General features: G+C 55.4%; 2 rRNA genes. Both read right to left on the reverse strand.

Annotated elements, in window-relative coordinates:
• Nucleotides 1-24: 24 nt before the first annotated feature.
• Nucleotides 25-141: ribosomal RNA gene (gene rrf / locus AB0H62_RS51200) — 5S ribosomal RNA — on the reverse strand.
• 56 nt (nt 142-197) lie between these two features.
• A 23S ribosomal RNA gene (locus AB0H62_RS51205) occupies nt 198-3,313 on the reverse strand.
• Between the last annotated feature and the right edge of the window lie 55 nt (nt 3,314-3,368).

Raw genomic sequence — 3,368 nt, forward strand, 5'->3', positions numbered from 1 at the left:
ACCGGGGCCTAACCCTGACATTTAGTTCGGCGGCGTCCTACTCTCCCACAACCCTTCGGTTGCAGTACCATCGGCGCTACCAGGCTTAGCTTCCGGGTTCGGAATGGGACCGGGCGTTTCCCTGGCGCTATAACCACCGAAACACTATGAAACACGCGTGGTGTTTCAGAACCGTAGAGTGGATGCGTAACATCTTTGTAGGCAAGTCCTCGGCCTATTAGTACCAGTCAACTCAACAACACATTACTGTGCTTCCATTTCTGGCCTATCAACCCAATCGTCTCTTGGGGGCCTTAACCCACATGGGGTGGGATACCTCATCTTGGAACAGGCTTCCCGCTTAGATGCCTTCAGCGGTTATCCCTTCCGAACGTGGCCAACCAGCCATGCCCCTGGCGGGACAACTGGCACACCAGAGGTTCGTCCGTCCCGGTCCTCTCGTACTAGGGACAGCCTTCCTCAAGTATCCTACGCGCGCGGCGGATAGGGACCGAACTGTCTCACGACGTTCTAAACCCAGCTCGCGTGCCGCTTTAATGGGCGAACAGCCCAACCCTTGGGACCTACTCCGGCCCCAGGATGCGACGAGCCGACATCGAGGTGCCAAACCATGCCGTCGATATGGACTCTTGGGCAAGATCAGCCTGTTATCCCCGGGGTACCTTTTATCCGTTGAGCGACACCCCTTCCACCAGGTGGTGCCGGATCACTAGTCCCGACTTTCGTCCCTGCTCGACATGTCTGTCTCACAGTCAAGCTCCCTTGTGCACTTGCACTCAACACCTGATTGCCAACCAGGCTGAGGGAACCTTTGGGCGCCTCCGTTACTCTTTAGGAGGCAACCGCCCCAGTTAAACTACCCATCAGGCACTGTCCCTGAACCAGATCATGGCCCGAGGTTCAGATTCCCAATTCGACCAGAGTGGTATTTCAACATTGACTCCACAGTAACTAGCGTCACCGCTTCACAGTCTCCCACCTATCCTACACAAGCCGAACCGAAAACCAATACCAAACTATAGTAAAGGTCCCGGGGTCTTTCCGTCCTGCCGCGCGTAACGAGCATCTTTACTCGTAGTGCAATTTCGCCGGGCCTGTGGTTGAGACAGCCGGAAAGTCGTTACGCCATTCGTGCAGGTCGGAACTTACCCGACAAGGAATTTCGCTACCTTAGGATGGTTATAGTTACCACCGCCGTTTACTGGCGCTTAAATTCTCAGCTTCACCCCCGAAGGGATTAACCGGTCCTCTTAACGTTCCAGCACCGGGCAGGCGTCAGTCCATATACATCGTCTTGCGACTTCGCATGGACCTGTGTTTTTAGTAAACAGTCGCTTTCCGCTGGTCTCTGCGGCCACCCACCCCTAGTCCGCGAAGGACTTCAAGGTGTTTGGCCCCCCTTCTCCCGAAGTTACGGGGGCATTTTGCCGAGTTCCTTAACCACAGTTCACCCGATCGCCTTGGTATTCTCTACCTGACCACCTGTGTTGGTTTGGGGTACGGGCCGTGCATGCACTCACTAGAGGCTTTTCTCGGCAGCATAGGATCACCCTCTTCGCCTCAAACGGCTACGCATCACGTCTCAGCCTATATGGAACACGGATTTGCCTATGTTCCGGCCTACACGCTTACACCAGGACAACCATCGCCTGGCGGAGCTACCTTCCTGCGTCACCCCATCGCTTGACTACTACAGAATCAGATCCCACGCTCCACAACACAGCTCCATCCGAAGACTTCACCATGCGCTTTGGGTGGTTAGTATCAACTGCCTCATCATGGGCGCACATGCTCGGGTACGGGAATATCAACCCGTTGTCCATCGACTACGCCTGTCGGCCTCGCCTTAGGTCCCGACTTACCCTGGGCGGATTAGCCTGGCCCAGGAACCCTTGGTCATCCGGCGGCAGAGTTTCTCACTCTGCATTCGCTACTCATGCCTGCATTCTCACTCCCACACCCTCCACCGCTAGCTTCCGCCACGGCTTCACTGGATGCAGGACGCTCCCCTACCCATCAACACGACTACACACAACCCCGAAAGGTTGAGCGGATCTATTGTGTCAATGACACAGCTTCGGCGGTGTGCTTAAGCCCCGCTACATTGTCGGCGCAGGACCACTTGACCAGTGAGCTATTACGCACTCTTTCAAGGGTGGCTGCTTCTAAGCCAACCTCCTGGTTGTCTGGGCAATCCCACATCCTTTCCCACTGAGCACACACTTAGGGGCCTTAGCTGGTGTTCTGGGCTGTTTCCCTCTCGACGACGAAGCTTATCCCCCGCCGTCTCACTGCCGCGCTCTCACTTATTGGTATTCGGAGTTTGGTTGATTTCGGTAACCCGGTAAGGCCCCTAGACCATCCAGTAGCTCTACCCCCAACAAGAAACACGCGACGCTGCACCTAAATGCATTTCGGGGAGAACCAGCTATCACGGAGTTTGATTGGCCTTTCACCCCTACCCACAGCTCATCCCCCAGGTTTTCAACCCTGGTGGGTTCGGGCCTCCACGACGTCTTACCGACGCTTCACCCTGGCCATGGGTAGATCACTCCGCTTCGGGTCTAGACCACGCGACTCAAACGCCCTATTCAGACTCGCTTTCGCTACGGCTACCCCACACGGGTTAACCTCGCCACGCAGCACTAACTCGCAGGCTCATTCTTCAAAAGGCACGCCATCACCCATAGGCTCTGACGGCTTGTAGGCACACGGTTTCAGGTACTCTTTCACTCCCCTCCCGGGGTACTTTTCATCTTTCCCTCACGGTACTCGTCCGCTATCGGTCTTCAGGAAGTATTTAGGCTTACCGGGTGGTCCCGGCAGATTCACAGCAAATTCCACGAGCTCGCTGCTACTCGGGAACACCACCAAGAACAACAACATGCGTTTTCGCGTACGGGACTCTCACCCACTCCGGTCGCCCATCCCAAGGCGTTCCACTAACACATGCGCCATCCCGAAGAAATGTCAGTCTCTTCAAGGCGGGTCCCACAACACCGTCTACACAACCCCTGACAGGTATCACATGCAAACGGTTTAGCCTCTTCCGCTTTCGCTCGCCACTACTCACGGAATCACTTTTGTTTTCTCTTCCTACGGGTACTGAGATGTTTCACTTCCCCGCGTTCCCTCCACACCGGCTATATATTCACCGGCGGGTAACACCACATCACTGGTGCTGGGTTTCCCCATTCGGAAATCCTCGGATCACAGCTCGGTTGACAGCTCCCCGAGGCTTATCGCAGCCTCCTACGTCCTTCATCGGCTCCTGAAGCCAAGACATCCACCATGTGCCCTTAACAACTTGACCACAAAGATGCTCGCATCCACTCTACAGTTCTCAAACACCACACCAGAAACAAAGT

The sequence above is a fragment of the Amycolatopsis sp. NPDC050768 genome (assembly GCF_040654155.1).
In the GTDB taxonomy this organism is placed as follows: Bacteria; Actinomycetota; Actinomycetes; order Mycobacteriales; family Pseudonocardiaceae; genus Amycolatopsis.